This window comes from Roseinatronobacter domitianus (assembly GCF_023336755.1).
GTDB classification, from domain to species: Bacteria; Pseudomonadota; Alphaproteobacteria; order Rhodobacterales; family Rhodobacteraceae; genus Roseinatronobacter; species Roseinatronobacter domitianus.
Genome location: NZ_JALZWP010000007.1, coordinates 96,673 through 122,369 on the forward strand (window position 1 = coordinate 96,673; position 25,697 = coordinate 122,369).

24 protein-coding genes are annotated in these 25,697 nt (G+C 62.1%); 9 read left to right on the top strand and 15 right to left on the bottom strand.

All coding sequences use genetic code 11. The features are described from left to right. Nucleotides 1-82 precede the first annotated feature (82 nt). The gene (gene ubiB / locus M3N55_RS08870) at nt 83-1,612 is read right to left on the bottom strand and encodes a 2-polyprenylphenol 6-hydroxylase (protein WP_249058173.1); all 1,530 of its coding nucleotides are present in this window, start codon (nt 1,610-1,612) and stop codon (nt 83-85) included. Continuing rightward, on the bottom strand, nt 1,613-2,365 hold the full coding sequence (gene ubiE, locus M3N55_RS08875) for a bifunctional demethylmenaquinone methyltransferase/2-methoxy-6-polyprenyl-1,4-benzoquinol methylase UbiE (protein ID WP_249058174.1): 753 nt from the start codon (nt 2,363-2,365) through the stop codon (nt 1,613-1,615). A 102-nt stretch (nt 2,366-2,467) separates the two neighbouring features. Here ubiE and mutM point away from each other — a divergent pair, with 102 nt between their 5' ends. The 8 genes from mutM to M3N55_RS08915 all read left to right on the top strand — a co-directional run bounded on the left by mutM (nt 2,468) and on the right by M3N55_RS08915 (nt 9,694). Then, nucleotides 2,468-3,331: a bifunctional DNA-formamidopyrimidine glycosylase/DNA-(apurinic or apyrimidinic site) lyase gene (mutM, locus tag M3N55_RS08880; RefSeq protein ID WP_249058175.1), complete on the top strand. Its 864-nt coding sequence runs from the start codon at nt 2,468-2,470 to the stop codon at nt 3,329-3,331. A 63-nt stretch (nt 3,332-3,394) separates the two neighbouring features. Then, on the top strand, nt 3,395-4,171 hold the full coding sequence (locus M3N55_RS08885) for an enoyl-CoA hydratase (RefSeq protein ID WP_249058176.1): 777 nt from the start codon (nt 3,395-3,397) through the stop codon (nt 4,169-4,171). Between the two features lie 148 nt (nt 4,172-4,319). Beyond that, on the top strand, nt 4,320-4,592 hold the full coding sequence (gene rpsT, locus M3N55_RS08890) for a 30S ribosomal protein S20 (protein ID WP_249058177.1): 273 nt from the start codon (nt 4,320-4,322) through the stop codon (nt 4,590-4,592). Between the two features lie 386 nt (nt 4,593-4,978). Then, nucleotides 4,979-6,307, top strand: coding sequence for a chromosomal replication initiator protein DnaA (gene dnaA, locus M3N55_RS08895; RefSeq protein ID WP_249058178.1), 1,329 nt, complete (start codon nt 4,979-4,981; stop codon nt 6,305-6,307). A 111-nt stretch (nt 6,308-6,418) separates the two neighbouring features. Further along, the gene (gene dnaN, locus M3N55_RS08900) at nt 6,419-7,537 is read left to right on the top strand and encodes a DNA polymerase III subunit beta (RefSeq protein WP_249058179.1); all 1,119 of its coding nucleotides are present in this window, start codon (nt 6,419-6,421) and stop codon (nt 7,535-7,537) included. A 20-nt stretch (nt 7,538-7,557) separates the two neighbouring features. Then, nucleotides 7,558-8,643 carry a DNA replication/repair protein RecF gene (gene recF, locus M3N55_RS08905; protein ID WP_249058180.1) on the top strand — a complete coding sequence of 362 codons (1,086 nt, stop codon included), beginning with the start codon at nt 7,558-7,560 and terminating at the stop codon, nt 8,641-8,643. Beyond that, nucleotides 8,640-9,077: a VOC family protein gene (locus tag M3N55_RS08910; protein WP_428982634.1), complete on the top strand. Its 438-nt coding sequence runs from the start codon at nt 8,640-8,642 to the stop codon at nt 9,075-9,077. The genes recF and M3N55_RS08910 overlap by 4 nt, the downstream gene beginning before the upstream one ends. Beyond that, a complete protein-coding gene (locus M3N55_RS08915) occupies nt 9,074-9,694 on the top strand; it encodes a LysE family translocator (protein ID WP_249058181.1) in 621 nt (206 codons plus the stop codon). Before M3N55_RS08910 ends, M3N55_RS08915 begins: the two co-directional genes overlap by 4 nt. Here M3N55_RS08915 and M3N55_RS08920 read toward each other — a convergent pair. The 12 genes from M3N55_RS08920 to ybgC form a co-directional block, all read right to left on the bottom strand. Continuing rightward, nucleotides 9,687-13,727 carry a glycosyltransferase family 2 protein gene (locus M3N55_RS08920; RefSeq protein ID WP_249058182.1) on the bottom strand — a complete coding sequence of 1,347 codons (4,041 nt, stop codon included), beginning with the start codon at nt 13,725-13,727 and terminating at the stop codon, nt 9,687-9,689. The genes M3N55_RS08915 and M3N55_RS08920 overlap by 8 nt on opposite strands. 13 nt (nt 13,728-13,740) lie before the next feature. Then, the gene (locus tag M3N55_RS08925; RefSeq protein WP_249058183.1) at nt 13,741-14,484 is read right to left on the bottom strand and encodes a sulfotransferase; all 744 of its coding nucleotides are present in this window, start codon (nt 14,482-14,484) and stop codon (nt 13,741-13,743) included. Further along, entirely contained in the window at nt 14,474-15,214 is a 741-nt protein-coding gene (locus M3N55_RS08930) for a hypothetical protein (RefSeq protein ID WP_249058184.1), read from the bottom strand. Before M3N55_RS08930 ends, M3N55_RS08925 begins: the two co-directional genes overlap by 11 nt. A 312-nt stretch (nt 15,215-15,526) precedes the next feature. Next, the gene (ftsH, locus tag M3N55_RS08935) at nt 15,527-17,449 is read right to left on the bottom strand and encodes an ATP-dependent zinc metalloprotease FtsH (RefSeq protein ID WP_346429263.1); all 1,923 of its coding nucleotides are present in this window, start codon (nt 17,447-17,449) and stop codon (nt 15,527-15,529) included. A gap of 76 nt (nt 17,450-17,525) precedes the next feature. Next, entirely contained in the window at nt 17,526-18,749 is a 1,224-nt protein-coding gene (tilS, locus tag M3N55_RS08940) for a tRNA lysidine(34) synthetase TilS (protein ID WP_249058185.1), read from the bottom strand. Then, nucleotides 18,746-19,519: a tetratricopeptide repeat protein gene (locus M3N55_RS08945; RefSeq protein WP_249058186.1), complete on the bottom strand. Its 774-nt coding sequence runs from the start codon at nt 19,517-19,519 to the stop codon at nt 18,746-18,748. Before M3N55_RS08945 ends, tilS begins: the two co-directional genes overlap by 4 nt. Nucleotides 19,520-19,522: 3 nt before the next feature. Further along, on the bottom strand, nt 19,523-20,047 hold the full coding sequence (pal, locus tag M3N55_RS08950) for a peptidoglycan-associated lipoprotein Pal (RefSeq protein ID WP_249058187.1): 525 nt from the start codon (nt 20,045-20,047) through the stop codon (nt 19,523-19,525). 17 nt (nt 20,048-20,064) lie between these two features. Next, on the bottom strand, nt 20,065-21,372 hold the full coding sequence (gene tolB, locus M3N55_RS08955) for a Tol-Pal system beta propeller repeat protein TolB (RefSeq protein WP_428982636.1): 1,308 nt from the start codon (nt 21,370-21,372) through the stop codon (nt 20,065-20,067). Further along, on the bottom strand, nt 21,369-22,508 hold the full coding sequence (locus tag M3N55_RS08960) for a hypothetical protein (protein WP_249058188.1): 1,140 nt from the start codon (nt 22,506-22,508) through the stop codon (nt 21,369-21,371). The genes tolB and M3N55_RS08960 overlap by 4 nt, the downstream gene beginning before the upstream one ends. 15 nt (nt 22,509-22,523) lie before the next feature. Next, nucleotides 22,524-22,994 (bottom strand): protein TolR, encoded by a 471-nt coding sequence (gene tolR / locus M3N55_RS08965; protein ID WP_249058189.1) that lies wholly within the window; start codon nt 22,992-22,994, stop codon nt 22,524-22,526. Between the two features lie 2 nt (nt 22,995-22,996). Further along, a complete protein-coding gene (tolQ, locus tag M3N55_RS08970; RefSeq protein WP_249058190.1) occupies nt 22,997-23,695 on the bottom strand; it encodes a protein TolQ in 699 nt (232 codons plus the stop codon). A gap of 104 nt (nt 23,696-23,799) precedes the next feature. Next, nucleotides 23,800-24,210 (bottom strand): tol-pal system-associated acyl-CoA thioesterase, encoded by a 411-nt coding sequence (gene ybgC, locus M3N55_RS08975; protein WP_249058191.1) that lies wholly within the window; start codon nt 24,208-24,210, stop codon nt 23,800-23,802. A 120-nt stretch (nt 24,211-24,330) separates the two neighbouring features. Between ybgC and M3N55_RS08980 the strand changes: the two genes are divergently transcribed. Continuing rightward, nucleotides 24,331-25,008 (top strand): SDR family oxidoreductase, encoded by a 678-nt coding sequence (locus M3N55_RS08980; RefSeq protein WP_249058192.1) that lies wholly within the window; start codon nt 24,331-24,333, stop codon nt 25,006-25,008. Between the two features lie 2 nt (nt 25,009-25,010). Here M3N55_RS08980 and M3N55_RS08985 read toward each other — a convergent pair whose 3' ends face one another. Further along, nucleotides 25,011-25,634: a hypothetical protein gene (locus tag M3N55_RS08985; RefSeq protein ID WP_249058193.1), complete on the bottom strand. Its 624-nt coding sequence runs from the start codon at nt 25,632-25,634 to the stop codon at nt 25,011-25,013. Nucleotides 25,635-25,697: the final 63 nt, after the last annotated feature.

Below are 25,697 nucleotides of genomic sequence, written 5' to 3' on the forward strand. Positions count from 1 at the left end.
GCTCTACGGATCTGGCAGCCATAAAGTGCCACATATCTAATGACAGATCGGCAGTCCCCGGCCCGCCGATTGCGCGGCTAAGTTAAAGCGCCGCCCCGATTGCGACACCCAGCGCGACCAGCCCACCGCCGGCCAGCCCATAGCCCACGGGGCCAAATTTGCGCGCGGGTGTCTGTTCTGGCTTGGGATGGGCCTGCGCGATCAACGCCTCTTCCACCAGTCGTGGCAGGCGCGGCCCGAAGCGCGACAGGATTTTCGCGGTCAATGCCAGATCACGGGCGAACGCCTGCGGGCCGACATGGGTGCGGACATATTCCTCGACGACGGGCTTGGCGACCTGCCACATGTTGATTTCGGGGTTCAGCGAGCGCGCCACCCCTTCGACCACCACCATGGTGCGTTGCAGCAAGATCAACTCGGTCCGGGTTTCCATGCCGAAACGCTCCGTCACTTCGAACAGATAGGCCAGCAGCTTCGCCATAGAGATATACCGCGCGTCCATTCCGAAAATAGGTTCTCCTACGGACCGCAAAGCCCGCGCGAAATCATCAATATCGCGGTCGGGGGGGACATAGCCTGCCTCGAAATGCACCTCGGCCACCCGGCGGTAATCCTTGCGAATAAAGCCGAACAGAATCTCGGCATAGGCGCGGCGGGTATACGCGTCGATCCGGCCCATGATCCCGAAATCGAAGGCGATGATCCCGCCATCGGCGGTGACCTTCATATTTCCCTGGTGCATGTCGCCATGGAAGAACCCGTCGCGCAGCGCATGGCGCAGGAACAGGGTCAACACACGGGTGCCCAACTCGCGCCGGTCAATGCCCAGCGCATCCAGCGCGGCATTGTCCCCCATCGGCACGCCTTCGGCCCAGCCCAGCGTCATCACCCGGCGCGCGGACAGGTGCCAGACCGGACGGGGCAGGGTGAAGCCATCATCCCCTTCGGTATTGGCCCCGAATTCGGCGGCAGAGGCGGCTTCAATGCGCAGGTCCAGCTCGCCCTCGACCAGTTCCTCGAAATGTGTAATCACGTCCAGCGGGCGCAGGCGTCGCGATTTGGGCAGCAACAGTTCTATAATACTGGCGGCCAGATGGAAGGCGTCGACATCGCGGCGAAACGCACGCTCTACACCGGGGCGCAGCACCTTTACGGCCACTTTCGCGCCGGTTTCCGCCAGCCGCGCCTGATGCACCTGCGCGATGGACGCAGCGGCAACGGGTTCGGACAATTCCGAGAACGCTTCTGCCAGTGGCAGGCCCAATTCCGCTTCGATCTGGGCAACCGCTTCATCGCGCGGGAAAGGGGCCAGCTTGTCTTGCAGGTAGCGCAACTGGTCGGCAAGTTCCTGCCCCACCACGTCAGGGCGGGTCGCCAGCGTCTGCCCGAATTTGATATATGCGGGGCCAAGGGCCGTCAGCGCACGCACCAAGGGCGGCAGGGTTTCATCGCCCTTCAGCCCCAACAGCTTGAACGGCCAGCCCAGCACCCGCGCGGCCAAGCGCAACCGCGCTGGGGCATTCATCGCCTCCAGCACTTCGGCCATCGCGCCCGTGCGTTCAAAGGTGGCACCGGTGCGGACCAGCCGCCAGATATTGTGCGGTCCGCGCATTTACAGCTTCCAGCCCGAATGCAGCGCCGCAATACCCATTGACAGGTTGCGGTATTTCACCTGTTCGAACCCGGCGCGGCGGATCATGTCCGCGAAGGTGTCCTGATCGGGGAATTTGCGGATGGATTCGACCAGATACTGATAGCTGTCGCGGTCGCCCGTCACCAGCTTGCCCATGGGGGGAATGATGTTGAAGGAGTAAAGGTCATAGACCTTTTGCATCAACTCATTCGGGATCTGGCTGAATTCCAGCACCATCAGCCGCCCGCCGGGGCGCAACACACGAAACGCCTCTCCCAAGGCATCTTGCACGCGGGTCACGTTGCGAATGCCGAAGCTGATCGTATACACGTCGAAGCTGTTATCCTCGAATGGCAACGCCATCGCGTCGCCCACCACCCAATCAAGGGATGTGGCCATGCTGTCCGCCTCTGCCCGCGTTTGCCCAGCCAGCAGCATCGATTCCGTCATATCCAACACGGTCGCATGCGTGCCCGCGCCCGCACGTTCCAGAAAGCGGAACGCGACATCGCCGGTGCCGCCCGCCACATCCAGCAGGCGCTGACCGGGGCGTGGGGCCAGCCAATCCATCATCGCGTCTTTCCAGACACGGTGGATGCCCATGCTCATCAAATCATTCATCACATCATATTTGGACGCGACAGACGAAAACACGCCATGCACCATGCCCGCTTTCTGGTCCTCATCGACGGTTTGAAAGCCGAAATGTGTGGTGGTCTTGTCGTCGGTCATGGCGTGATCTCTCTCGCTTGGCCCTTGCAGGGGCGTCTTCCCTCTCCTTATAGGGTTTGGGGGGCGCGTTACAATGCGACCTCGCGCCATGCTGGGGGCCATATGCCGGAATTGCCAGAGGTTGAAACCGTGCGCCGGGGGCTTTTGCCCGCGATGGAAGGGGCCGTGATCGAACGCGCCGAATTGCGCCGCGCTGATCTGCGCTGGCCGTTTCCCGACCGAATGGCCGAACGGTTGACAGGGGCGCGCGTGCTGGCGCTGCGCAGGCGCTCCAAATACCTGTTGGCCGATCTGGACCGGGGCGAGACGCTGATCGTCCACTTGGGCATGTCGGGGCGGATGACCGTTTCGGGGCTGGAAGCGCCGCATGTGCCGGGCAAGTTTCATGTCAATCATCCGGCGCTGGAAAAGCATGACCATGTGATCTTTCATATGGCGGGCGGTGCGCGCATAACCTTCAACGATCCGCGCCGCTTTGGCGCGATGGACCTATGCGCGACAAATGCTCAGGACAGTCACAAATTGCTGGCACAGATCGGGCCGGAACCTTTGGGCAACGGGTTCGATGCTGTTTATCTGGCCGCGCAACTGGCAGGCAAACGCACGCCGATCAAATCTGCGCTTCTGGACCAGCGAATCGTCGCGGGGCTTGGTAATATTTATGTCTGCGAGGCGCTGCACCGCGCGGGTATTCACCCCGCCCGCGCTGCCCATCGAATAGGCGCGGCGCGGCTGGAACGTCTGGTTCATGAAATCCGTGCCACGCTGACAGAGGCGATTGCGGCAGGTGGATCGTCCTTGCGCGACTACCGTCAGGCCGACGGCGCGCTTGGGTATTTTCAGCATGGATTCAAGGTCTACGGGCGCGAAGGGCAGGCGTGCCAACAGCCCGGTTGCACTGGCCAGGTGCGGCGGATCGTGCAATCGGGGCGCTCCAGCTTCTATTGTGCAACCTGCCAGAGATGACTTGAACCCATGGACCAAGCTGCTAAGCCAATGGGCTGACAGCCACAGACAAGGTGCCACAACATGGCCTATGAAACGCTGATCGTCGAAATCAAGGACCATGTGGCGCTGATTCGCCTCAACCGGCCCGATGCGATGAACGCGCTTAATTCCAAGCTGCTTTCCGAATTGTCCGATGCAATGCGCGCCGCAGATGCGAATGACAAAGTGCGCTGCATGGTGCTGACCGGGTCTGACAAGGCTTTCGCCGCCGGGGCCGATGTCAAGGAAATGGCCGACAAAAGCTTTGTGACGGTCTACCAAGAAGACCTGTTTGGCCCGGCCTGCGATGCGATCGCGGCGCTGCGTAAACCCGTCATTGCCGCCGTTGCGGGTTATGCCTTGGGCGGCGGGTGCGAGCTGGCCATGATGTGCGACTTCATCATTGCCGCCGATACCGCCAAATTTGGCCAGCCAGAGATTAATCTGGGCATTGTCGCGGGCATGGGCGGCACGCAGCGTCTGACGCGGCTTGTGGGCATGTCGAAAGCGATGGATATGCACCTGACGGGCCGCTTCATGGATGCCGAGGAAGCCGAGCGCGCGGGGCTGGTCAGCCGCGTTGTGCCTGCCAAGAAACTGATGGACGAAGCCATGTCCGCCGCGGGCAAGATCGCCGAGAAGTCGCAGATCACGACCAAGGCGGTCAAGGAATCGGTCAGCCGTGCCTATGAAGGTAGCCTACGCGAGGGGCTGTTGTTCGAGCGCCGGATGTTCCACATGATGTTCGCCTCCGAAGACCGGGTTGAAGGAATGCAGGCTTTCCTTGAAAAGCGCACGCCGCAATTCCGCGATCAGTGATTGCCTCTTTTCTTTTGGGCGGGCTTGGCCTATACGCCGCCCCACATGCGCGTGGGCCCGCTTAAGGCAAGATTTGACCGTGGTCGTTTTGGCCAGTCGGGTCCGTTGCGCGAACATATTGTAACGAACCCGAAGAGAAGACACGCAAATGGCAAATACACCCCAATCCAAAAAACGCGCCCGTCAGGCGGAACGCCGCACCGACATCAACAAGGCGCGTCGCTCGCGCATCCGTGGTTTCTTGCGCAAAGTCGAAGAGGCGATTGCCTCTGGCGACCAGACGAAAGCCGCCGAAGCCCTGCGCGCAGCACAGCCAGAATTGTCGCGTGGCGTAACCAAAGGTGTGTTGCACAAAAACACTGTGGCGCGGAAGATGTCGCGTCTGTCGGCCCGCGTCAAAGCTTTGGGCGCGCAAGCCTAATCTTCTGAAAATAAACTGTAAAAGCGCGCCTTGGGCGCGCTTTTTGCATTTCTGGATCGGGCGCTGTTGTCGTGCTGTGCGATTCTTTTGGTCAATGCTTAAGGTCAAGTGCGTTGTTCTGTTGCGCAGCTTCGGACACGATTGCTAATGTGCGAAAGCGATTCACGCAGTCCTGGGGGGGACGGGTGGCCGAAGGTGCAAAATGCACCGCTGCACCATTCAGACGGGCAATCGACGCAGGTATATGCGTTGATCTGCGCGCTCTTTCCCAGTGATCACTGAATGCCGGGTTCCGGCCAGCTTCTTTGCACCGTGCTTTCAGGCATGAAAGCCGCATGGGGACTGTCGCGTTTGCCGCGTGAAACAAGAAAAACGGGTCGGGGTCCATGATTGCACAGCAATGGTCAAAAGTTTCAAAGGAACTACGGCAGGAGCTGGGCGAGAGCAGCTATAAAAGCTGGATCGAACCTCTGGAACTCGTTGGCGTCGAAAACGGCATTGCACGGCTGAGCGCGCCGTCGCGTTTTGTCGGCGATTGGGTGAAGCGCAACTATCACGACAAGATCGTCGCACGCTTGCGCGCCGACCATGCGGATTTGGCGCAACTGGAATTCTCTGTCGGGCGGGCGACAACCGTCAGCACTCCGTCACCCACTGCCGAAGCGCCGGCCGTGCTGGAAAGCGCCCCGCTGGAAGGTCGCTATACATTTGACAATTTCGTGGTCGGCAAGCCCAACGAGTTGGCGCATGCTGCTGCAAAACGTGTGGCCGAAGCCGGTCCCGTCACATTCAACCCGCTGTTTTTGTATGGTGGTGTGGGCTTGGGCAAGACCCACCTGATGCACGCGATCGCGCATGAGCTGCACCAATCGCGCCCGGATTTGCAGGTGCTGTATCTGTCGGCGGAACAATTCATGTATCGGTTCGTGCAAGCATTGCGCGACCGGCAGATCATGGATTTCAAAAACCTGTTCCGTTCGGTCGATGTGCTGATGGTGGATGACGTGCAGTTCATTGCCGGCAAGGACAGCACCCAAGAAGAATTCTTCCATACATTCAATGCACTGGTGGACCAGAACAAGCAGATCATCATTTCTGCCGATCGCGCGCCCGGAGAGATCAAGGATCTGGAAGCGCGCATCACCTCGCGTATGCAAAGCGGTCTTGTGGTCGATCTGCACCCGACGGATTACGAGTTGCGCTTGGGCATCCTGCATCGCAAGGCTGCCATTTTTGCAGAAACGCTCGGCCCGGTGAATGTCGGCGACGGCGTGTTTGAATTTCTGGCGCATCGCATCACCACGAATGTGCGCGTGCTGGAAGGCGCTTTGCAGCGGCTTTTCGCGTTTTCCAACCTGATCGGGCAGGAAATCACGCTTGATATGGTGCAAGATTGCTTGTCCGATATTCTGCGCAGCTCCGAGCGGCGCGTGACGGTCGAGGAAATTCAGCGCAAGGTGTCAGAGCATTTCAACATTCGCCTGTCCGACATGTTGGGGCCAAAGCGCGCCCGCAACATTGCGCGGCCGCGTCAGATCGCGATGTATCTGGCCAAGGAACTGACCTCGCGGTCACTGCCCGAAATTGGCCGTCGCTTTGGCGGGCGCGATCACACGACCATTTTGTATGGTGTGCGCAAGGTCGAGGAAATGCGCAGTTCTGACAGCCAATTGGCTGAAGACGTGGATTTGCTGCGCCGGCTGTTGCAAAGCTGACCTGAACACCCCAAAAAGCACCTTGCCGCGCGCGCGGAATTGGCTAGGCTCCCGGAACCCTTGGGGGCAGACAGTTCAGCACGTTGCGGGATGGTAAGAAGGATCTAACTTATGAAGATCAGCATCGAACGGGCGGCTTTGTTGAAAGCCGTATCTCAGGCGCAATCCGTGGTGGAACGTCGCAATACCATCCCGATTCTGGCAAATGTTCTGATCGAGGCGGAAGATGCGCAGGTCAGTTTCCGCGCGACCGATCTGGATGTCGAAGTGGTGGACCATGCACCGGCCATGGTCGAGCGTGCTGGCGCAACAACCGTTTCGGCGGTGCTGCTGCATGAGATTGTGCGTAAACTGCCGGACGGGGCCATGGTGGAACTGGTCGATGACAGTCGGTCCGGCCGGTTGCAGGTCACGGCAGGGCGTTCCAGTTTCGCGCTGGCCACGCTGCCAAAAGAAGATTTCCCGGTCATGGCATCCAGCGAATATGCTGCGAATTTTTCTGCGCCTGCCAAGGCGCTGCGCCGTTTGTTCGACAAGTCGAAATTCGCCATCTCGACCGAGGAAACACGTTATTACCTGAACGGCGTCTATCTGCATGTGTCCGAAGGTGAGGGCGGTCGCGTGCTGCGCTGCGTCGCAACCGACGGGCACCGCTTGGCGCGCGTCGATGCCAGCCTGCCCAGCGGCGCGGAAGCCATGCCCGGCGTCATCGTTCCGCGCAAGACCGTGGGCGAGTTGCGCAAACTTCTGGAAGATGATGACATGCAGATCGCGGTGTCAGTCTCGGAAACCAAGATCCGTTTCGCGACCCCTGACATCACGCTGACATCCAAGGTCATTGACGGCACCTTCCCCGATTACACCCGCGTCATTCCGTCCGGCAACACCAAGCGGCTGGAAGTGGATGCGGGCGATTTCGCCAAGGCCGTGGACCGGGTTGCCACCGTGTCGTCCGAGCGGTCGCGCGCGGTCAAACTGGTGTTGGAAGACGACAAGCTGGTTCTGTCCGTCAACGCCCCTGATGCCGGCGCGGCAGAAGAAGCATTGATCGTCGCCTATGCCGATGAGCGGCTGGAAATTGGGTTCAACGCGAAATACCTGTTGGAAATCGCCAGCCAGGTAGACCGTGAAAACGCGGTGTTCCTGTTCAACTCCTCGGGCGATCCGACGCTGATGCGCGAAGGCAATGACACATCCGCTGTTTATGTCGTGATGCCGATGCGGGTGTAAGGGGCCGTTTGGCCTGACCCATGCCTGTCTTTGTGGCCCATCTGACCCTGTCGCATTTCCGCTCGCATCAGCGCACGCGGCTGGAGTTTGATGGGCGGCCTGTGGCCTTGCATGGGCCGAACGGGTCGGGCAAGACGAATATCCTTGAAGCGATTTCGCTATTCTCGCCCGGTCGCGGATTGCGCCGGGCCACGCCGGATGACATGTCGCGCCGTCCGCAATCCTTGGGCTGGAAACTGCGCGCAGAGATTACAACCCCCAATGGCAACCGGTTAGCAGAGACTTGGGCCGAACCCGGCCAGTCGCGGCAAGTGCGGATAGACGAGAAATCAGCGCCGCAGCTTGCGCTTGGAGCGTTGGTCCCAATGCTCTGGTTGACGCCGGCGATGGACCGTCTTTGGCTGGAAGGCGCCGAGGGGCGGCGGCGGTTTCTGGACCGCACCACGCTCAGCTTCGCGCCGGACCACGCAGCCCAAGTCTTGGCCTATGACAAGGCCATGCGCGAACGCAATCGCTTGCTGCGCGATGGCGTGCGCGACAGCCGCTGGTTTTCCGCGCTCGAAGCACAGATGTCTGACGCTGGGGCGGCAATCACCGCAAACCGTCGTGCGGCCTTGGCCGAGCTTCGGGCGCAGGCCGACCCCGACAGCCCCTTCCCGATGGCCGAGATGACACTCGACTGCACAGCACCCGATGATCTGGCCAGCGCGTTGGCCGATAGCCGCGCGCGCGACATGGCCGCCGGGCGCAGCCTGATCGGGCCGCACCGCGCCGATTTGCGGGCCATTTGGACGGCCAAGGGAATGGAGGCCGCGCAATGCTCTACCGGCGAGCAGAAGGCGTTCCTGATTTCCGCCATTCTTGCCAATGCCCGCGCGCTTCGTGCGAAAACCGGGACGCCGCCCATCCTGTTGCTGGACGAGGTCGCGGCCCATCTTGACGCAGCTCGCCGCGCGGCGCTTTATGACGCGGTTTGTGCCATGGGCGCGCAGTGTTTCATGACCGGCACCGGGCCGGATCTGTTCGCGGAATTGGCTGGCCGGGCGCAACATTTCGCGCTGTCAGACCGCGAGGGCGTGTCACATGTTGAAAAGGATACCTCATGACTTTGCCCCGCCAACGCATTTCGCTTGTCACGCTTGGCGTAGATGACCTGACCCGTGCGCGCGCCTTTTATGCGGCTCTTGGTTGGACAGAGGCCGAGGTCGCTGACGGTATGGCCTGTTTTCAACTGCTCGGGCAGGCACTGATGCTGTTCGGGCGCGCGGACCTGGCCAAGGATCAGGGCCGCGCGGGCGCTGATCTGGGCACGGGGGCTTTGACGCTGGCGCAGAATTTCGTCACGCGCGAGGACGTGGACACGGCCTTTGCCGAAGCATTGGCCGCTGGTGCAACCTCGCTCAAACCCCCCGAAGCTGTGTTTTGGGGTGGTTATTCGGGCTATTATGCTGACCCGGACGGCCATGTCTGGGAAGTGGCGCATAATCCGTTTTGGCCTTTGGCAGAGGATGGCAGCTTGACCCTGCCCCAGCCCGAATGACCATCGGCGCGTTAGACCTGCTGTTTTACGCGGGCGCAATCCTGATCTTGTTTCTGACCCCCGGCCCGGTCTGGGTGGCATTGACCGCACGCGCCATGTCGGGCGGGTTTGCGTCTGCCGCGCCTTTGGCGGTGGGTGTGGCTTTGGGCGATATGCTCTGGCCCTTGGCGGCGATTTTCGGGCTGACATGGATTCTGTCGCTGTATGGTGACCTGCTGGACCTGATGAAATGGGTCGCGATGGCGATGTTCGTCATCATGGGGGTGCAGCTTATCCGCCATGCCCGCGCGCGCATTTCAACCGACAGCCGGCTGACGCGACCGGGGCGTATGGCAGGATTTTTGGCCGGCATCAGTGTGATCCTGGCCAACCCCAAAGCGATCCTGTTTTACATGGGCGTGCTGCCGGGGTTTTTCGATCTGACCAAAGTCACCGGGCTTGATATTGCTGCCATTCTGGCTGTCTCTGCCAGCATCCCGATGCTGGGCAACCTGCTGATGGCGCTGGCCATTGACCGGGCGCGCGCGCTTCTGCGCTCGGGCGAGGCATTGGCGCGCGTCAACCGGATTGCCGGTGTGCTGATGATCGGCGTCGGCCTTGTGATCGGGCTTACCTGAGCGCCACCATATCGCGCAGGAAAGGGCTTTCGGCCAAGGGCACTGATACATCCGGGGCGAACAACGTGTCGCGCCCTTCTGACAAAAGCGCCAGATACTTGCCGTATTCCTCGGCGTTGTTGAAATGCTGGCCGCGCGCGACTTCGGCCTGCGCTTTTGCGTGAAATTCCGAATTGTATTTGAAATGAGCAAATGCCAGCGCCCGGTCGGCAACTTTACCGCCCACGGCATAATGCAACCCGGCAGAGAATTGCATCCAAGGTTGATACCGCATCAGGGCATATTTCTGAGCCACGAACAGGTTGCGTGCGGCGGGTTGGCCCATGGCTTCCATCAGGCGGTGGCGCAGGTTCGACGTGACGCTGTCGCAATTCCCCCACGGCCCGCGCCCGGCATAGTCAAACCGCAACGGGGCGCGGTCGATATGGGTGGCTTCGGTAAATGGTCCGAGCGCGAAGCGCGCCTCTGACAAGGGGCCGGGCGGGTAGAGGTCAAGCATAGACAGGCGCACCATATCGGCACCGTGATGGGCCGGGCCACGCAGCAAGCCAGGCAGATCGCCCGTGACCCGCCGTTGCGGGTCGGGCAGCGACCAGAACAGGAATTCATCGGCATCAGCCACAAGGCTCCACCGACCTTGCCGGAAATTCGCCAGAAGCGCCTCTTGCCACAGCACCCCGTAGCGCGACTCGTTGTAAGGAGTATCGGTTGAAAAAACCGTAACATCGGGCTGCGAAACCAGCATTTCCAGAGTCCCATCGTCGGAGCCGTTATCCGCCACAAGGAAGGCTCCAACCCCCAAACCGCGATAATGGTTCAGAAAATGCGTCAGCATGAAGCCTTCGTTGCGCATAACTGCGATAACAGCGAGTTCTGCGCCGCGCGCCTGCGCCAAACGGTCAGATGGGCTGACAAGGTCAAGCGTGTTGCGCGCCCAGCCCAGCCGAACCGGCACAGTGGGTGGCCAGATTTTCATGGGCTGCGGCCATGGGTTGGCCAAGGCACGCCGCGCGGCCTGTAGATCGCCCCCGCTATCCAGATGTGCGACCTTCAGTCCCGATCCGGCAAAGGGCAGAAAGCTGTTCTCGTAATTTGACAGAGGCGGCAGGCCGGGCGCGCTGTGGCGAAAGATCGCCATGTCGTAATTCTCGCCCGACAGGTGGATCCCGCGCAGGGCCAGAAGATCGCCAATCAGCTTGTCCTCCATGAACGACACGGCTTCCAAGGCGCGCCCTTCCGGCGTGGCGCGGGCCGCGTTCAGCGCGCGGAGCGCATCGCGGCCCAACAGATAGGCGGCGCTGCCATCGGCATAGACCGAAGGCTCTGGCGATTTGTCCAGATCGTTGCGCCCGCGCGCGCTGCTCGCCTTGCCCATATGCCAGGCACGGTCCATCTCTCCGCGTGTGCGGCGCAGCGGTCGCCCGTAATAAGGCACACACAGCGCCGAAAGGTCCGCGAAAAAAGCCTCCGGGTCCAGAAAGCAGTCATCATCTATCTTGAGGATGCGGGAAAAGCCGGTTTCCGTGCGCGCCCAATCTGCGATCGCAAGTATCTTCTGCGGTAGTCCCTCGTAATCATCCGGGGCTGGCAATTCGACGATACCCTTTACCAGTTTGGCCGGGCCTGTGCCGCCGCCCACGGCCACGACCATCGGCACGCCCGCTTGTTCCAGCAGGTCGCCCCAAGCTGCGCGGATCTTGGGCACGCGGTTGTCCAGGTAGGGTCGGCAGGAAATCAGGACCACAAGCGTATCGGCCAGCGGGTTTGCTTGTGCGCGCAACACGGTGGCTGGCCCTGAAAGCGTCGGGTCCGGCGGCAGGATGCCGGCGGCAAAGGCGCGCAGATCGCTATCCGGACAGCAGGCGGCAAACCGGGCGCTGGCGTGGCGCAGTGCCGTGGTGGTGCTGTAATCGGCGCGATCGCGGCTGGCCAGACCTTCTGCCAGTGTTGTCAGCATATGCCGCGCGGTCTTTGTGTTCCCAGCATGGGCAAGCGCCTCTGCCATGGCCAGCAGCACGGCACCCCCACAATATCCGGCTTCAGGGGTCAACAGGGTTGCGGCCTGTTGACGGAGGCTATCCAGGTCCTTGACGGGCTGATCCGCGCGAAGCTGGCGCAGGGCGGCCATTGCAGCGGTGCCAAGGCGCCGCATTGCATGGCCCATCGCGGGACGCGGTGTGTGGGAACTGGCAACGCGGACCCCTTCGCAGGCAAGGCGGTGCAGGTCGGGTGGCGGCGGATCCGGTCTGTTGTCACGCGGAAAGGCCAGCCAGCGGAGCGCAATTTCTTGCTGTTGCGGTGCGGGCAGATGTCCAATCGCAGGCGAGTTTGGGTCTGGCAGGCCGGGTTCGGGCAACAAAGACAGCCGATGAGCTTCGGTCCCGACAATATAGGCCTGTTCAAATTTTGCAATGATCTGCGCTGCGTTCGGCCCAGCGGCACCCGTCCAAAGCTCACGCGCCATGCGCGCCCAATCTGGCCACGCTGCCGGGACCAGATGCGCCGGAAGCAACCTGACCCGGTCCCAGAATTCTGGCACAAGCCCGTAGCTCTCCAGCACAAGGCGGATCAGCGTGGGTTCTATATCGTCCGGAAGGCGGTCGCGTTTGGCAATCATGTCCAAAACCGCGTCCAGAAGCTGCGGGCAGCGCATTTGCGTGCCAGAGTCGGCGACCAGCGTGCGGATCATGCGCAGATGTGCAGTCAGAAGGGCTTCCCGGCCCCAGAGCGACAGGTGTCCTCGCGGCCCGGCGCGGTCTTCGACCAAGGCGCGTATGGTCCAGGCAAGCGCGGGGGTAACGATCCATTTATCCTGCGCGGGCACCATTTTCGTCAGGGCATGATTCAGCCAGTCGTAGTCTTGCAAGGCCCAAAGCCGTGGCAATCCCGCCGAGGCCGCGTAGGGCGTATCGGGAGCCGGAATGACCGCTTCGTGCTGCTCGGCCAAGGCGAACAGAGCCACCGGGTCTGCATTGGTGCAGGCCCATTCGCTCAGGCCCAGCAGCAGATGGCCCATCTGCGTTTGCGACAGCGACGCGTCCTGCAACAGTTTTGCAAGCGACGCGAGATTGCGTTCACCGTCTGGAAGCGCGTCGAACCGGGTGCGCAGTTCGGCAACCGGGTCTTTTCGGGGCACCGGGCGCGCCATCATTTGGCGAGGACGAAACGCGCCCAAGCGATAGGCTTGCGCGGCTTGCCCCAGCGCGGTCAGGCAGTCTGGTGACAGGGCGTCATGCACATCAGCCGCGCGCGCATGTTCTAGCGCCTGAAGCGCGGCCAGCGCGTCCAAATGGACCCAGCCGTCACGGCACAGCCGTTCAAGACGTGCGGTAAGCTCTGGTCGGCTTAGCGGCAAATGCCCGTGCGGGCTGCCGTCACGGTTTACCAAACGCAAGTCCTGCGGGTGGTCATGCCAAACCCGGCCCGGCAGCACGGCACAAACAATGCCGACGATATCTTCGCTTCCGGCAACAGGTTCAAGTGTCAGCATTTCGTCGTTTGGCAAGATGACGGCATGTGCCGGGTTCGGCCCTGTCCACGTCACCTCCATCCGGTCGGTCAGCCGCGCACCGCGCTCTGGCCCGGTCTGTGCCATCACGCGCACTGCTTGCGGCAGCGCGATCCGGGAAATCTGGTCCAGATTTGGAAACCCCCTCCGTAGCCCGTAACGCCCGCGGCGTGCTGGGTGCGGCAAAGCGTTCAGGCTCGCCAGACGGTGCCCGTCCAGCCAGATATCAAGCGCAGTGCCGGGGCCGGTTGGTCCGGCCTTGAACTGCAAACCAAGCCGATGCGGGCCGACGGTATGGGGCAGGTCGCGGATCAGCTCGCGGCTCCAGCCCCGCAAGCTGTAGCGATTTATAATCATCAGCCTCGCGTCGCGCCGAAACTCGATATGGAGCGGCATGCGCGACAAGCTCTCATCCCAGAAGCCGATCATCGGGTTCGGGTCCAGCCTCAGGTCCACCTCCAGCACGAGCGATCCTCTGCGCGGGGCGCGGAAAGTCAGGCTGTGCGAAGGCGGTGTCGGGATCATCCTGTGGGTCCGATCAGGTTCGAAAGGCCGGATTGCGGCCATGCTCAAGTTGCCGCGCAAAGACCTGTTGGATTTGCGCCTCGCTCGGTCGGTCGCCAACAAGCGCGAACAGGGGCGCCAGCGCGTCCCGGTCGCGGATATAGTCGTCGTAATGCAGCATCCGGCTGGTCGCCGGATGCGCCGCTGCATAGGCGCGGAACAACGCTTCGGCCTCTGCCAATGTGGCGCGCACGAAATCGGGATCACAGACCCCCCACCACGCAGAGCGCGCGACATCGTCATGCGCGCGGGTGTTGAACACGAAGCGGCTACCGGGGAAGAATCGGGCGATGAAATTCAGATAAACGGGAAACAATTCCGGGTCGCTATGGACCCGAATTTCCTTGAACCCGCCCATGCGTGTTCCGTTTGGCAGATTCAAAACCTTCCGATGGAACAGTGCGGCAATGTCACGTCCGACCGCGTCCGGGTCGATAAGCTCTGCTCCGAACCAAGGACGCGTTGAATCCGTTTCTGCGCCACGGGTCCGCAGGTCATTGATGGGGCCGGCGCTGTCCAGCGCATGCCACGCCTGAAACAGATGCCACAGGGTATTGTTGTTCTCGCCGCGCACCACGATGCCATCGATGCAGTTTAGCAAGTGCTGCAACATCGTGGACCCCGAGCGCCCATATGTGACAATGAACACATATCCCTGTGGCGGGTGATCGCCCTTCAACGCGCCGGAAGGTGGTGTTGCGGTCACGTCAGGCGGCACAGAGCGTTTCCAACCGTGTCAGCGCCTCTGCGAAATTCGGGACATAGGCGGCGATCTCGGTGGAGTTCTGGCCTTTGCTCTTGGAAAAGACCTGAAGCCGCGTGTCGTCGGGCTGTGCCACGATCCCGGCGCGGCGGGCAATCGCAACCACCTGTTCCGCGGGAGAGCGCTCAGACAGATAGATCTCTTCAAAGACTTGCCAGTCCCACGCTATGCCCCGATTGCGCAACAGGGTCAGGGTCTGGCCCAAGGCTGCGAAATCTGCATGCACGCGGTGGGGCAGGCGGGCAAGGTCAATGGTATGGGGCTTCTGCGCGCCAGATATGATCTTGGGGTAAATGCGGGCGGCATCTGTTGCGCCCCATGCCCCGGTTGCCCCTGCAAGCAGTAAAGAGCCGATGCGCTTTGCCTCGTTCCGGCGTGTTAATAAAATCATGTGGTAGCCGCGCGCCTGGCCCGCGTCGATCAGCGCCTGCGTGACGGGTATAGGCAGCACTTCGATGCAATGTTTGATATTGGGCGTGTCGCGCAAGGCCGTGTCAATCTCGGCGCGCAGACGGGCCGTATCGCCATGGGCTGCAAACCCTTCGGTAATTGCGCCCAGCTTGCGTTCGGGGTTGAAGGGCTCATGCTCTATTGTGCGGAAGGCCGAAAGCTGCGCGAGGGCCGCAGTCAACTCCGTCCCACCAGTGCGGCGCAGCGTCAGGATGATCCAGGGTTTTTCGGGCATGGTCCTGCCTTGGGCAAACTCTCACTCACCATATCAGCCAATGCCCCAGCTTCAAGCCATGCGACGCGGCAGTGTCGGTTCTCTCTTGGGCGCTGAAAGATCATCAGGGCGTCAAAGCCGGGCACCGACGTGTCACCAAGGTTGAACGCGTCGGTTGGCAAAGCCTCAAACCCATTCGGTGGCATGACCATACGACCCGGCCAGTTGAATTGACGCATCCTTCACCCCCAGAGACGGGCAATCCGGACGCACGACACAAAAAAGACCCGGCCAAGAGGCCGGGTCTGGGTTTCTGCCAAGCTGGATCGTGACTTAGGCGCTTGGTTCGGGTTCCATCCCGCCATCACCCTCGCCGCCGCGTTTGCGCCCACGGGTTTTTGGAATGCTGGCGACCGACGGGGTGCCGCTGCTGGGCGTGTCGGCATCGTCATCATCGCGCCCAATGGGTTCGCCGCGCATGACCCGGCCAATTTCGGGGCCGGTCAGGGTTTCGTATTCCAGCAGACCCTGAGCAAGGTTTTCCAGATGCTCTTTATGCTCTGTCAGGATACGTTTCGCGGTCTCATAGCCTTCGTTGACCAACTCGCGCACCTTGTCGTCGATCATCTTCTGGGTAATCCCGGAATGGTTCGACCCGCCGCCATAGCTGCCAAGATAGCTTTGCTGCTCATTGGCATAATCGACATAGCCCAGTTCTTCATCGAAGCCGAATTGCGTGACCATGGCACGGGCAATCTTTGTCACTTGCTGAATGTCGCTTGCGGCACCAGAGGTCACGGCATCCTCTCCAAAGACCAGTTCTTCGGCCACGCGCCCACCCATCGCCATGGCGATCTTGGACTTGTATTTGCGGTAGCTGACCGACAGTTGATCGCGCTCTGGCAAGGACAGCACCAGACCCAGCGCGCGACCGCGCGGGATGATGGTCGCCTTGTGGATCGGGTCATGTTCCGGAACGTGCAGGCCGACCACGGCGTGACCTGCCTCATGGTAGGCTGTCAGCTTCTTTTCGTCCTCGGTCATGACCATGGAACGGCGTTCCGCGCCCATCATGACCTTGTCCTTGGCATTCTCGAAATCATCCATCACCACAAAGCGACGGTTCGAGCGCGCGGCCATAAGTGCCGCCTCGTTCACAAGGTTGGCCAGATCGGCACCAGAGAAGCCGGGCGTGCCGCGCGCGATGATGCGCAGGTCGACATTCGGGCCAAGCGGCACCTTGCGGGCATGAACACCCAAGATACGCTCGCGGCCCTTGATGTCGGGGTTTGGCACCTGCACCTGACGATCAAAACGACCGGGACGCAGAAGCGCAGGGTCCAGCACGTCGGGGCGGTTGGTGGCCGCGACGATGATGATGCCTTCATTGGCCTCGAACCCGTCCATCTCAACCAGAAGCTGGTTCAGCGTCTGCTCGCGTTCGTCATTGCCGCCACCATAGCCCACGCCACGCGACCGGCCCACGGCGTCGATTTCGTCGATGAACACAATGCAGGGCGCGTTCTTTTTGGCTTGCTCGAACATATCGCGCACGCGGCTTGCGCCAACGCCCACGAACATTTCGACAAAGTCAGAACCCGAAATGGTGAAGAACGGCACACCCGCTTCGCCTGCGACAGCCCGCGCAAGCAGGGTTTTACCAGTGCCGGGAGGGCCAACCAGAAGCGCGCCTTTCGGAATTTTGCCGCCCAGGCGCGAGAATTTCTGCGGGTTGCGCAGGAATTCCACGATTTCCTCAAGGTCGTCCTTTGCCTCGTCAATGCCCGCCACGTCGTCGAACGTTACGCGGCCTTGCTTTTCGGTGAGCAGCTTGGCCTTGGATTTGCCGAAGCCCATCGCGCCGCCTTTGCCGCCACCCTGCATACGGTTCATGAAGTAAATCCACACACCGATCAAAAGCAGGAAAGGTAGCCAAAGCATAAGCGTGGACATGAAGCCCGATTGCTGCTGCGGCGTCGCTTCGACGGGGATGTTCTGGTCCAGCAGGCGCTGGGTCAGCGTCGTGTCGTCGGGGCGCACGGTCGAATATTGCTGCCCGTCACTGCCGACAAACACGATACGCTCGCCGTCGATGGTGACGCGGCTCACCTCGTTACTGTCCACACGTGTGATAAAATCAGAGTAGTTCACGCTGCGCGCCGAGGATGTGCTGCTGCCATTGCTGAACATGTTGAACAACATGATCATCAACAGGAAGAGCACGATCCAGAAAGCGAAATTCCGTGCGTTGCCCACGGGCGTCTCCTTTAGTCAGGTCGGCGCGGATGCGCGCCATTCGTTGTAGTGTTACATAGCGATTGCTGCGCTGCAATCAATGCGCGTGATCCGGTGCAGGCCAATCAGGGGGCAATGCGCGGCATTTTGCCCGGAATTCGGGGTTAAACCCGGCCAAGGGCGCTGCGATCAGGCGGTCTTCTTGCCAGATCGCTGGGCTTGCCAGGACCGAGTCGCGCGGCACAAGCCAGCTTGCACGGTCGGTTAGTGCCGCCCCATCTGTCCCCAGTGGGCGAGTTAGCAGCCCTGTTTCCGCCGGTCCCTCTATCTGCCAGCGTCCATCCCAAGGTCCGGGTGCGGGCGCAGACAAGTCTGCCACCGCGTTCCATTCGCGGCAGAGGCGCAGGCTGTCGCGGGTTTGCACCAGCAGGCAGCCATGCAGTGTGGCGCGCGCGCTTTCTAGTGCAGCGCGCAAAGCGATCAGCCTTGGGCGATAGGGCGACTGACCGACCCAGCATAACCCCGCCGCTACAAGCCGTTCGCGTGTATCGGCGGGCAAGGCTGCCAGCCGCGTGCGGTCAAAGACCAGATCGCCATGGTCTTGCACGACGACGGTTTGCGCGGCTTGTGCCGCGGCATGATCCAGAACCGCGCGTGCGGCGGCCATATGGGCGGCGGTGTCGGCCAGGCGGTCCACGTCCAGACCCAAAGCATCTATTGCTTGGCGAATGCGCACGCGCTCATAGCTGGTGTCGGCATTGCTGGCATCTTCTGCCCAGTCCCAACCGATGCCGTGCAAGTCATCGCGCAAGGCGCTGCGGCGCAGGTCCAGCAGCGGGCGCAGCCATGTCAGACCGCCATCATGGCGGGCGGGGGCCATCGCCGCCAACCCATCGACGCCAGAGCCGCGCTTCAGTCGCATCAGCAAGGTTTCGGCCTGATCGTCGCGTGTATGGCCCAGTGCGATATGGTTGATGCCGCGAGCCTGCGCCCATCCGCGCAGCAGGTCCAGCCGGGCTTGCCGCGCGCGGTCTTGCAAATTGCCGCGTCCGTCCCAGGCCCAAGGCAAGATATCATGCGGCACGCTCAAACCGGCACAGCGCCGGGCGACCATCGCGCATTCTGCTCTGGCCTCTGGTCGTAACCCGTGATCGACCGTTGCGACATGAAGCGCGCAGCCATGTGCTGTGGCCCATTGGCTGGCCAAATGCAGCAATGCCATGGAATCGCCGCCGCCCGACACGGCCAGACCCAAGGCATGGGGTGGGTCTGGCAAAAGCGCCGTGATGGCGCTGTCGAAGCGGTCGCGCAGATCGCTCAAGGGCAGGCAAGCCGCGCGCGCGCGTCCTCTGAGCGTGCGGCTTCCGGGCTGTCCGCGAAACGGTCGCGCAATTCGTCGAACATGGCGCAGGCTTCGGCAACCTGTTCCAACTGTCCCAGACTTTCGCCCAAGGCCAGCAGCGCGCGCGGGGCATCTGGCCCATTGGGCGCCGCCATATACAAGTTCAGATAAGCGCGCGCCGCGTCGGGTTCACGGCCCAAGCTGCGGTTTATCTCGGCCAGTCTGAAACTGGCCTCTGCCCCAAGCGGGGAACCGGGATAGGTTTCTATGAACCGCGACAACGCAAGGACGGCACCTTCTTCATCGCCATTTTCGGCAAGCGCAATGGCCGCATCGAACGCTGGCTGCTCGCCAGCGGCAAGCTGTGGTTGCGGTGTTTCGCTTTCGCGGTCGGGCTGGCCAAGGTTTGGCGACGATAGCCCTTCGGTGCTGCCGCCTTCCAGTTCGGTCAAGCGAAACTCCAGATCGCCCAAACGGTTCGAGGCTGCGTCAATACTGCGCCGGATGCGGTATTCCAGTTCTTCGGTGCGTCCCGTCAAATCCGCCAGCGCGGCTTCCATCCGGTCCACGCGGTCCAGAAGGGTGCCATCGTAACCCGGTTGGCCTGCGGCCTCTCCCGAGGACAACTCGCGCGCCAGATCGGCGACCGCGCCGGTCAATGCGCCAAGTTCCGCGCGCAACTCTGCGACGGTATCGGCCCCGGCAGGCAGGGCCAGAAACAAAGACAGAAGAAGCGCGCGCAACTGCATGGCTTACCCCGAGACGCCGCCAGAGACGACCGTCACGGCGCGGCGGTTGACGTTCCAGCAGCGCGGCTCTGCACACGCCTCGACCGGGCGTTCTTTGCCATAGCTGACAGTGCGCAGGCGGTTCGCGGCCACGCCTTCGGCAATCAAGAAGCGTTGCACGGTGTCGGCTCTGCGGGCGCCAAGGGCGACGTTATACTCGCGCGTGCCGCGCTCATCGGCGTGGCCTTCGATCAGAACGGCGAATTGCGGATTGGTCCGCAGCCATGCGGCTTGACCGGTCAGCACGCTGCGGCCTTCGGGCGTCAGGTCAGAGCTGTCGTCGGCAAAAAACACGCGGTCGCCAATGCGCTGCTGAAAATGCGCGATCGAGCGCGGGTCGCTTGGGTCGCCCAAGCTGCCCGTCGTGATGCTGGATTCGCCGCCGAACCCGTCAGTGCCGCCGCCGCCAAACATGCCGGGACGGGGGTTGTTACAGGCCGCCAGCGCAAGACCGGCCAGCAGTAGAAGCGATTTCGTTGTCAGGTTCATGGTGTCTGTCCCAGTCATTATGGTAAAAGCGGGCCCCAGGCCGGATCACTGGCCGGGGAGGAAAGTGGCACGCGACGCAAGTTGCGCCCAGAGATATCCACCGCGTAAAGCGCCGGGTCGCCGCCCTGCGCTTCGCGGGCGAACATAATTACACGCCCGTTTGGCGCCCATGTTGGCCCTTCGTCAAGGAAAGATGCCGTGAGCAGGCGTTCTTCCGACCCGTCAGAGCGCATGACGCCGATATGAAAGCGCCCTGCATGGGATTTGGTGAAGGCGATCATATCGCCACGCGGCGACCAGACGGGGGTGGAATAGCGACCCTGGCCAAAGCTGATGCGCTGCGCGTTGCCCCCATTGGCGGGCATGACATAAATCTGGCTGGTGCCGGAGCGGTCGGATTCGAAGGTAAGCGACCGCCCATCGGGCGAGAAACTGGGCGCCGTGGCAATCGCGGGCGAATTGGTCAGCCGCACCATCTGCCCGGTGCCAAGCTCCAGCCGAAACAGGTCGGTCGTGCCGCCCATCGCGGCAGAAAATACCAGCGCGCGCCCATCTGGCGAGAAACGCGGCGAGAAGGTCATCGCGCCCGGTATTTCGCCCACAAGCTGCGCTTGCCCCGACCGCAAATCCATGAGCGCAATGCGCGGGCTACCGGTTTGGTAGGTGGTATAGACCGCCCGGTCCCCGGCGGGTGACACGCGCGGTGCGATCACCAGCGACCGCCCATCTGTCAGGGTCCGGATATTCTCGCCATCCTGATCCATGATCGCCAACCGCTTCACGCGATTGGTGCGCGGCCCGGATTCGGCCACAAAAACAACGCGGCTGTCGAAATAGCCACCCTCGCCGGTGATCTGGCTATAGACCGCGTCCGAGACTTTATGCGCCATGCGCCGCCAATCCTGCGTGCTGCCCGCGAATTGCAGCCCTTGGCCCATCTGCTGGCCTGAAACCACATCGAACAACCGGAATTTTACCGTCAGCGTGTTGCCGCTGGCGGCCACTGCGCCCACGATCAGGGCTTGGGCATTCACGGCGCGCCAATCGGGATAGGATATGTTCGTGCCGAAACTGGTGATGCGTGCGATATGGGCCGCAGGGGGCACCTCGCGGAACAGGCCGGTGCTTGACAGGTTGGCCGCGACCACGCGTGAGAGTGCCTCGGCATATTGGCTGCCGCCGCCATCTTCGGGGACGAAAGCGGGCACTGCGAAAGGCATGGGTTCGATCACCCCTTCGGTGATCTGCAAGCGCAGCGGCTGCGCGCTGGCCGTTGCGACCAATGCAAAGCAAGCGGCCATAAGGGCGGTGAAAAACCGGGTCATCGTAATCGCATCCCTTCGGGGTTGAACGTAATCTCGACATCACGCCAGGCTTCGTAGCTTTCGGGTGGCAGGCCGTAGCCATTGGCAGAGCTTGCGCAACGGATAATCGCGCGCCGCGCTGCTTCGAAGGCTTGCGAGACGGCTCCCTCTGACCCGCCAGTGTTGTCGACCATATAGATGGTGCCCTGCTCTGGCATCGCACCCGGTGTCATGGAAAACCCGACAGTCACGGTGACTTGCTGCGCTTCGGTTGAGAGCGTGCCGATATTCCAGCATTGCTGGATTGCCAGACGCAGGCGGTCGGCTTCCGAGGCGCTGAGGCCGGGTTGCGTGAACGCGCCAATCCCGGCCAGCGAGTCAGCCAACGCGGCGGCAACAGCATCGGCCACTTCTGTTGCAACATCGGTAGCGGGCTCGGCTTGCGGTTCTGACGCTGGTTCTGGTTCTGGTGCTGGTTCTGGGTCCGGCGTTTCCGCCACATCGACAGATGGCGTGGGGCGTTCGGGGCGCGTGCGTGGGCGCGGACTGACCAAGGGCGCAGCTGCCGCGCGCTCCAAACTGTCCGTATCGGTCTCTGTCGCCTCGGTCACGATTTCGGTCGTGGCCTCTGGTGGCGCGGCTTGGTCCTGTTCGGGCAAGACCACGTCGCCCGGCGCGTCCGCGCTGGTCTGCGGCTGCGCGGTCAGGTCGATGGCCGCATCCTCTGGCGGGGCTTCGGACGGTGAGGGGGCTACGCGATCCACCGGGCGCGGGGCCGGGCGCTCTGCCGCGCCGGGGTTTGGCGCGGGCGAGAAGATCGCGCCGGTCGACTCCGGCTCTGGCTCTGCTTCTGGCGCAGGGGCAGGCTCTGGCGCGGGATCAGGTTCCGGCAGCGGCGCGGGCTGCTGAATCTGCTCTGGTTCGGGGGCGGGCGCAGGTTCCGGTTCGGGTGCCGGGTCGGGCGCTTGCGCCCCGCTTAGCGCCGCGAATTCTTCTGCACTGACCAGCGACACCTCGGCCACCGGCATCGCGCGCTCATGTGAGGGGGCTGCGAACAGGTCGAACAGCAACACCCAGGCCACAAGGCCCAGGTGCAGCACGGCAGAGGCCTTTTGGCCCGTGTCCATCCGTCCGGCAATGTCGCTCGCTACGCTCATGGCGGCAAATGGCCCCTAGTTGCCTTGGCCGTCGAATCGCGGGCCACCCTGTTCCGTGACCAGCCCGATATCGTTGAACCCACCTGCATTCAGCGCGCCCATAATTTGCACCACCCGCTCATACGGGATGGACCCGTCAGCGCGCAAAAACACTTTGCGGTTCGTGCGTTGTTCGGCAATGGCGCGCAGGCGGGTAATCAGGTCATCCTGCCCGATTTCCGTGCTCATCAACAACACTTGCCCCTCGGCGGTCAGGGTGATGGACAAGGGTTCTTCCTGCTCGGCCGGCAGCGCGCCCGCCGAGGTGCGCGGCAGTTCGACCGGGACACCCACGGTCAGCATTGGGGCTGCGACCATGAAGATAATCAACAGCACAAGCATGACATCGACAAACGGCGTGACGTTGATTTCCGACATCCGGCCCGTGCGTGCGCGCCGCCCGCGCCGCCCCCCGCCTTTGGATTTTCCCATAACCTGCGCACCCATGGTCAGGCAGCGTCCAACTGGCGCGACAGGATGGTGTTGAACTCGTCTGCGAAGGCTTCGTATCCTGACAGGATCTCGTCGCTGTCATCGCTTAGCTTGTTGTAAAAGATCGTCGCGGGGATCGCAGCCAAAAGCCCCAGCCCCGTGGCCAGCAGTGCCTCGGCAATGCCGGGGGCGACGACAGCGAGGTTGGTGGATTGCGCGAGCGCAATTTCCTCGAACGCGTATTTGATCCCCCAGACCGTGCCGAACAGGCCGATGAACGGGCTGGCCGACCCGACAGATGCCAGAAACGTCAAGCCGCGCGTCAGATCGCGCCCTTCGCGCGCGATGGCCACGTCCATGGACCGGTCAATCCGCGCCACCGCACCGGGAATAAGCGCCCCGTCAGAGCGGTGCGACCGCCGCCATTCGGCCATACCCGCGGCGAACACACGTTCCGGTGGGCTGGCCGGGTTCGGCCCGATCTGGTCGAATAACTGGTCCAGCGGTTCGCCCGACCAAAAGGCCGCATCGAACGCCTCTGCCTCGGCCCGTGCCTGCCGGTAGCGTATGTGTTTCTGGATGATGATCGCCCAAGACCAGAAGGACGCGACGATCAGAGAGATCATCACCAGCTTCACGGTCAGCGTGGCGCGGGCGAAAAGCGCAAGCAGCGAGAAATCAATATCCTGCGCGGCGGTTAGTGTGGTCGGGTCCATGGTCCTGCTCGGGTTTGGGGGCCGCATCTGACGGCGGCTTTGCGCCAGACCATACAGCAAGACAAGCGGTCTACCAACACGATGGCGTTATACCATGGGTTTATTCAGGACCTTTCCGGCGGATTTTTACCGAAATGCACCGTCAGGCTGTCGGGCAGGGGGATCGGGCGGCCCGCATGATTGATGCAGACGAGTGTGACCTCGGCCTCGAACAGCAGCTTGTCGCCGCGCAACACAGCCTGCTGCAACACCAGCCGCGCGCCAGAATGGCGAAGGTAGCGGGTCTGCACATCCAGCAGGTCGTCAAAGACGGCAGGCGCGCGGTAATCCGCGACCACCCGGCGCACGGCAAATACGCCACCGCCTGTCGCCTTCAGCCGCGCTTGGTCCACCCCCATTTCGCGCACCCATTCCGAGCGCCCCCGCTCGATGAATTTCAGGTAATTGGCGTAATAGACGATCCCGGCCAGGTCGGTATCCTCATAGTAAACGCGGATTTGCAGGGTGTGGGTCATGGCGGGCCTAAGGTCTGGGCTGCAACGCCGCGTAACCCCAAGCGCATGGCCAAGCAAGGGGTTGTGAGCGGATAGAGGCTGCATATGTGAAAGGCTGATCCACCCAAATGGAGGCAAATCATGTCTGACCGCAAGACCCTGCTTATCACCGGCGCATCCAGTGGGATTGGTGCGGCTACGGCCCGCGCTGCCGTTTCTGCTGGCTGGAACGTGACCCTGTTCGCGCGCAGCGCGGGCAAGCTGGACGCGTTGCAAGCAGAGCTTGGTGACGCCGCGCTGGCGGTTGTGGGGGACGCCACGCATCTGTTGGCGCAAGAAGATGTCGTCGCCCGGACGGTGGAACAATTTGGCAGGCTGGATGCGGTGTTCGCGAATGCCGGGGTTGGTCTGGATGTGCCCGGCACCGAAGCGGGTGATCCGGACGAATGGCGCGCGATGATTGACCTGAATATCATGGCGCTGCTCTACACCGCGCGCGCGGCATTGCCCGAATTGCGCAAGACGAAAGGCCACCTTCTGTTAACGGGGTCAATGGCCGGGAAAGTGCATTTGCCGGGGTCCATTTACGGCGCCAGCAAATGGTTTGTACACGGCTATGCGGGCAACATGGCGCAAGAAATGCGTGAATGGGGCGGGCGTTGCACGCTGATCGCACCGGGCATGGTAGACACGCCATTCTTCGAGGAACCCAAGCCCGACAAACTGAAGCCAGAGGATATTGCCGAAGCTGTGATGTTCGCCTTGACCCAGCCTGAGCGTGCCAGCGTGTTAGAGATCGCCGTGATGCCGCGCGACTGAACTTACTGAATATCCCCCATCCGTGCTGCCAACCGCAGCGCATGGGCGGGGTCTGTGGCGACGGCGGGTAGCACCGGCGCGTAAGCCGCGCGGATCAGTGCTCCGATTTCTGGGCGCAAAATGGTTGTGCCATTCGCCGTGGCCAAAGCCGATCGGTCGGTGAAGGCCATGTCGGACCACAGCAAGATCACCTGCACGGCTTGGCTCAGCGCCAAGGTTTCGGCGGGCACATCCGACAGCGCGTCATCCATCCGAATGAATACGAAGGCCGCGCGGATCGCGTTGGCCTCGTCAAAGCGAAACACGCGGTATTGGTTGGCCCCCGCCGCTTGCAGCCGCGCAACCAATGGTTTCAACCCCTCGACCAGCCGGTCTAGATTGGGCACCTCCAGCAGTTCCTCCCAATCGCGGAAAAAGAATACCATCAGGTTTGCGCCCAATTCTGGGTCTGTCTCTGCCATTCTGTGGTTGGCAAGGGTCACAACTGCCTCTATCGCGCCTTTCACCGTTTGCAGCGTTGCATCTTCCACGCCGAACACCACGGGCACGATGGGGCGGCCCCAACGCGCGCACAGGAATTGTCCGTCCGCGCGTGTGAACAATCCGGTAATTTCTGCTGCATTCATGGGCATTCCTTTCCGCGCCTGAAATAAGCGGCACAACCCTCACGCGCAACCTGTTACAAAGAC